The sequence below is a fragment of the Phenylobacterium sp. genome (assembly GCF_036263695.1).
Classification (GTDB): Bacteria; Pseudomonadota; Alphaproteobacteria; order Caulobacterales; family Caulobacteraceae; genus Phenylobacterium.
In genome coordinates this window covers 1-5,580 of sequence record NZ_DATAGM010000354.1, presented here as the reverse complement: position 1 = coordinate 5,580, position 5,580 = coordinate 1, and the positions used below count along the sequence as shown (strand labels likewise).

General features: G+C 69.2%; 5 protein-coding genes and 1 pseudogene. 2 read left to right on the top strand and 4 right to left on the bottom strand.

What is annotated here, in order from left to right; genetic code table 11:
* From VHK87_RS14425 to VHK87_RS14410, 4 genes are all read right to left on the bottom strand, one after another.
* Nucleotides 1–373: hypothetical protein (locus tag VHK87_RS14425; RefSeq protein WP_329635583.1), on the bottom strand; the 373-nt coding region annotated here is incomplete at its 3' end.
* Nucleotides 374–559: 186 nt separating this feature from the next.
* Nucleotides 560–1,993 carry a UdgX family uracil-DNA binding protein gene (locus tag VHK87_RS14420; protein ID WP_329635582.1) on the bottom strand — a complete coding sequence of 478 codons (1,434 nt, stop codon included), beginning with the start codon at nucleotides 1,991–1,993 and terminating at the stop codon, nucleotides 560–562.
* Nucleotides 1,993–3,219, bottom strand: coding sequence for a putative DNA modification/repair radical SAM protein (locus VHK87_RS14415; protein ID WP_329635581.1), 1,227 nt, complete (start codon nucleotides 3,217–3,219; stop codon nucleotides 1,993–1,995). Before VHK87_RS14415 ends, VHK87_RS14420 begins: the two co-directional genes overlap by 1 nt.
* Before the next feature lie 67 nt (nucleotides 3,220–3,286).
* Nucleotides 3,287–4,660 carry a cytochrome P450 gene (locus VHK87_RS14410; protein WP_329635584.1) on the bottom strand — a complete coding sequence of 458 codons (1,374 nt, stop codon included), beginning with the start codon at nucleotides 4,658–4,660 and terminating at the stop codon, nucleotides 3,287–3,289.
* Nucleotides 4,661–4,792: 132 nt separating this feature from the next.
* Between VHK87_RS14410 and VHK87_RS14405 the strand changes: the two are divergent.
* Nucleotides 4,793–4,915: pseudogene (locus tag VHK87_RS14405) on the top strand (LysR family transcriptional regulator); the annotation flags it as partial.
* Between the two features lie 160 nt (nucleotides 4,916–5,075).
* On the top strand, nucleotides 5,076–5,435 hold the full coding sequence (locus VHK87_RS14400) for a LysR substrate-binding domain-containing protein (RefSeq protein ID WP_329635580.1): 360 nt from the start codon (nucleotides 5,076–5,078) through the stop codon (nucleotides 5,433–5,435).
* Nucleotides 5,436–5,580 lie beyond the last annotated feature (145 nt).

Sequence of the window (5,580 nt, the reverse complement as noted above, 5' to 3'; positions counted from 1 at the left end):
CCACGCTGGCGAAATAGCTGTTGTAGGAGACCCAGTAGACCACCTCGGCGACGCAGCGGGTGATCGCCAGGATCGCCAGTTGGCCGCCGACCCCGCCCACCTCGGCGAGCAGCAGATATTGCAGAGCCATCGCCACGGCTCCGGCGACCAGCAGCGGCTTGAGGCCAAAACGCCGGGCGAGCGGCAGGATGAGCGGACGCAGGAAGAAGCGCCCAGCGACGACGGCCGCCTCGGCGGCGAGCGCCCAGTGGGCCGGCACGCCGACCTTCAGCAGGAAGGCGAAGAAGAACACGCCCCCGCCCGCCTGGGCGAAGGTCTGCACGGTCGTGTGCAGGTTGAGGCGATTGATCGCCTCGTTGCGGAAGAACGCCATGAGTGAGTTTGCCGATCAAGGAAGTGAGGACCGCAGCTCAGCAGAGCCGGGGGCGGGGGCGTCGCGCCGCTAGGAAATGACCTCACGCATGGATGCGTCCTTGTTCAGCGCGAGCAGCTTGAGCGCAGAACGGGGGTAGGTCAATGCTTCTTAGACCTCTCCCCCCGGCGAGAGGGGGGAGAGGTCTCAGGCCGCCAGCTTCCAGGCGAACTTCAGGTCGTCGACGAACATCGCGAAGGCCTTGGCCTTGGCTTCGGCGTCGGGGACGCGGAGCAGGTAGGAGGGATGGTAGGTGACGACGCCCTGGGCCTGATCGGGGAGCTGGATCGCCTGCTGGCGGAACTTGCCGATGGCCATCGGCTTCCCGAACACCGACAGCGCCGCCGTGCCGCCGAGGGCGACGATTACCCGCGGTCGGACGATCGCCCGCTCGGCGTCGAGCCACCAGCGGCAGGCTTCCACGTGGGAAGCGTCCGGCGTCTTGTGCAGCCGCCGCTTGCCGCGCAGCTCGTGGCGGAAGTGCTTCACCGCGTTGGTGACGAAGGTCTCGGCGCGCGGCACGCCGGCCTCGTCGAGGGCGCGGTCCAGCACCTTGCCGGCCGGTCCGACAAAGGGCTTGCCGGCCAGGTCCTCCTGGTCGCCCGGCTGCTCGCCGACGAACATCAGCCGGGCGCTCTTCGGCCCCTCCCCCGCCACCCCTTGCGTCCCCTCCCGGTAGAGCTCGCAGCGGCGGCAGACCTGCACCCCGCCCCACACCTCCTCGAGCGTGGTCGGCACCGTCCCGTCATAGGTCGCGTCGCGGCTGACGCGGGCGGCCTGGCGGACGATGCGGCGGGAGGGTTCGGTCGGCGGGGTGGCGACCATGGCGGCGGTGCGGCTTTCGGCGGCCTCGATCAGTTCGGGAATGAGCCGCGCCTCGGGCAGGTTCCGCCAATAGCGTTTGGGCATCTCCTTCTGCATCTGGGCGACCTTCAGCCGGGCCGGGTTGAAGATCGCGGCGTAGTAGGTGCGCCAGTAGTCCTCGAGGGAATCGTGCGCCGGCGCGTCGGCGGGATCGGAGCCTGGCGAGAAGCCCAGCCGCTCCCCGTCCCAGTGCACGCAGACGTCGGGGGTCAGGATCGAGAACCGCACGTTGGTGAATCGCCGGGCGAAGAAGGGCGCGACCTTCTCCGCGACCCGGTGCGCCGGCTCGAACCAGGCGGCGTAGGTCTCCGGCTGGTCCGGATCGCTGACCAGCCGGAAACGGACGAAGGCCTTCATCTTGTGGGCGGCCTTGTCGACGTTCCTGGCGAGGTCCCGCAGGCGCGCCACGTCGGGGTCGGTGACGATGTGCATCAGGTTGGGCTCGGCGCCCAGACGCCAGAGCACCCGGTACATCAGCGCGAACCGCTCGTCCGAGCGGTGCAGGATCGCTTCCTGGGCCAGTTCCACGAAGTCCTTCGGCACGGTGAAGGCGGGTGCGGCGGCGGCCGGCGTGGCCTGGCTTTCGGCGAAGAGGTCGCCCTCCCCGTCCACGGTCCAGACCACCGCCTCCGGCGCGACGCCTTCCGTACGCAGCGCGCGGGCGGCGCGCCGCCAGCCGTCGAAGTCGGTTTCCGAGCGCAGGCGCACCAGCCGCATCAGAAGAGCCTCAGCTGCTCCGGCGGAGGTTCGACCCGAGCGCGAAGATCAGCCTTGTCGGTCAGCGCCCCCGGCGTCCAATCGGCGACCACGATGAACGGCTTCAGCTTCTCGACGCTGCGGGCGGCGCGTTTCACGTCCTCCAGCCGCAGGCGCTTGTAGCGGCGCACCTCGATCAGCTTGTCGACGCTCTTGACCCCCAGGCCTGGAACCCGCAGCAGCCGCTCGCGGTCGGCCAGGTTGAGGTCGACCGGAAACTCGCCGCGGTGCTTCAGCGCCCAGGCGAGCTTGGGATCGATGGCCAAGTCCAGGTTCTCGCCCGTTCTGGCGATCTCCTCCCGCTCGAACCCGTAGAAGCGCATCAGCCAGTCGGCCTGATAGAGCCGGTGCTCGCGCATCAGCGGCGGCTTGACCGGCGGCAGGGCGGCCGCCGCATCGGGGATCGGGCTGAACGCCGAGTAGTAGACGCGCCTTAGGCCATAGGCGCCGTAGAGGCTGGCGCTGCGGGCGAGGATCTCGCCGTCGCTGGCGGCGTCGGCCCCCACGATCATCTGGGTGGACTGGCCGGCGGGCGCGTAGGACGGGGCGGCGGCCGTCCGGGCCGGCTCCTTCGCCGCGTCGATGGAGAGCCGCACCTTGCCCATGGAGCGCTTGATGCCGGCGAGGTCCTTCTCGGGCGCGAAGGCCGCCAGGCTCTCGTCCTTCGGCAGCTCGATGTTGATCGAGACCCGGTCCGCCCACAGGCCGGCCTCGTTAACCAGCTCGGGCGAGGCCTCGGGGATCAGCTTCAGGTGAATGTAGCCGCGGAAGTCGTGGTCCTGGCGCAACGTGCGCGCGACCCGCACCAGCGCCTCCATGGTGTAGTCGGCGCTCTGGATGATGCCGGACGAGAGGAACAGGCCCTCGATGTAGTTGCGCTTGTAGAAGCCCAGCGTGAGGTCGACGACCTCCTGCACCGAGAAGCGTGCCCGGGGCACGTTCGAGGACACCCGGTTCACGCAGTAGGCGCAGTCATAGACGCAGAAGTTGGTCAGCAGGATCTTCAGCAGGCTGATGCAGCGGCCGTCCGGCGCATAGGCGTGGCAGATGCCCATGCCCTCGGTCGAACCGACGCCGCGTCCGCCCACGGAGTCGCGCTTGGCGGTGCCGGACGAGGCGCAGGAGGCGTCGTACTTGGCCGCGTCAGAGAGGATGGCGAGCTTGCGCTTCAGGTCGAGTACGGCCATCCACGCAAGCTAATGTTCCAACTTTGTTCTGTCGAGCGGAGCCGTAGTGTTTCTTTCCGCCGGCGGTTCAGCCAAGCCGCTCGTAGACCCGCAGCGGCATCCCACCCACGGGCTTCAGGGTCATGTCGGCGAACACCTCCACCCTGTGGCCCGGCGTGGGCGCGAACTCGAAGCGCGCCAGCCACTGGGCCAGAACGAGCAGCGCCTCGGCCGTGGCGAACTGGGCGCCGATGCAGATCCGGGGGCCCGCGCCGAAGGGAATGTACTGGAACTTGTGCCTTCCCTCCTTGGCCTCGGGCGAGAAGTTCTCCGGGTCGAACAGGTCCGGGTCGCGCCACAACGCCTTGTGGCGGTGGACCAGCCAAGGCCAGACGCCCACCCAATCCCCTTTTCTGATCTGCAGGTCGCCAACGACTTCGTCGGCCTTGGCCTCGCGCTCCAGCCGCGGCGCCGGCGGGTAGAGACGCAGCGACTCCTCCAGCACCATGCGCAGGTAGATGAGGTGCTCCAGGGTCTCGGCTGGCGTTCCGCCGCGGCTCAGCGCGGCCCGCGCCTCCTCCGCCGCCCAGGCTTGCGCCTGCTGGTCCTCGGACAGCAGGTAAAGCGTCCAGGCCAAGGCGTGGGCGGTGGTCTCGTGGCCCGCGACCAGGAAGATGACGGCGTTGCTGAGCGCCAGCCGCGCCGCCTCCTCCGGCGGGTGGTCCTGGGCAAAGGCCTGCAGGATCTGAGTCATGAAGTCCCCCGGCGGCTCGGGATCGGCTTGGCGGGCGGCGATGAAGGCCGAGAGGCGCGAGATCAGGAAGGCCTCGGCGGCCCGGCCTTTGCGCGTGCGCCGGGTCTGGTCGAGCCAGCCTAGGCCGCCGAGCAGCGCGCCCGGCCGCAGCACCGAAGCCAGCAGGTTCTCCACGTGCTCGGCGGCCTCGTCGGTGCCGAGGCCGTGCTCCCCTGAGAACAGGGCGCGGCTGATCACGTCGAAGGTGGTGCGCACCGCCTCGGCGTCGACGTCGATGACGCCGGGCGCCTCCTGGGCCCAACGATTGGCGGTCCGTTCACCGGCTTCGACAAAGATCGGGTGGAAGGCCGCCACGGAGCCGGGCGTGAAGGTCGGCGCCATCAGCCGGCGCTGGCTGCGCCAGATCTCTCCCTCCTCCAGGAACAGGCTGCCGCCCATGTAGCGGCCCGCGAACTTCCGCATCAGCGAGGGTTTGCCGAAGCTCGGCTGCCGGTCGAGGAAGACCTGTTGTATCAGCTCCGGGTCGTTGAGCGTGTGATAGGTGAAGCCGGGGAAGCTGCGGCTGGCGTGCGACACCTCGAACGAGGCCTTGGTCCAGCCGATGATCGGGTTGCGCGACTGCGCCCCGAACATCGAGCTCCAGAAGGACGGATACACATCCGGACGATCGGGGCACGCAGGCCGAAATTTCTCGATGGCGACGGGCATGTTCACGGCGCTCTCCTACGCTCCGACTTGCAGCCTGCCGTTGCAGCGCAACCGAAGCCCACGGGAAGGATGCGGACGTTGCTGCACTGCGACAAACGATATATGAACAGGGTTCTTGTGAGCTGAGGTCACATGGCCAGACGCACGCTCCCGCCGCTCGGCGCCCTTCGCGCCTTCGAGGCCTTCGCCCGCCTGGGCCAGATGACGCTGGCGGCGGACGAGCTCTGCGTCACCCACGGCGCCGTCAGCCGGCAGATCCGCAGCCTGGAGCGGGACACTGGGCTGCGGCTGACCGAGGGGCCGCGGCACAAGCGCCCCGGTCCTGCTGGCGCCAGGCGGCGGGATCGAGCGGCTGCCGAGGCTGCACACCCGCCCGCACCTCTCCGCCTGGGCCGAATGGGAAGCTCACAGCGGCGTGCGTCTGCCTCATGCGCCGGAAGACCGGGAGTTCGAGCATCTGTTCTACATGCTGGAGGCCGCGGCGGCGGGCCTGGGCGTGGGCTTGAGCCCGTGGATCTACGTGGCCGGCGACATCGCCTCGGGCCGGCTGGCCGCGCCCTACGGCTTCGTGCCCACGCCCGCGAGGTTCTTTCTGCTGCTTCCTGCAGGCCCGCCTAAGACCGCCGCCGCGGCGTTCCGGGAATGGCTTGTCGAGGAAGCCGCCGCGGCCCCTGCGCCGCCCACTTCCGCATTGCAGATAGATCGCACCGGCGAGAAGGCCGGAACGGCCGCTTTCCCCGACGCGGCGGAGTTGGTAGGACGGACCCATAATTAAACAGTTCAATTAGGGAGTCGTCCGCGCCGGGCATTACGGGCGGCGCGTGCGGCAGGGTCGTTGGCAAACCTCGACAGTGGAGAGACGCGGCCCGCGGCCGCGACGGCGGAATCTGACCTCGCAGAGCGCGAGATCGCCTACGAAA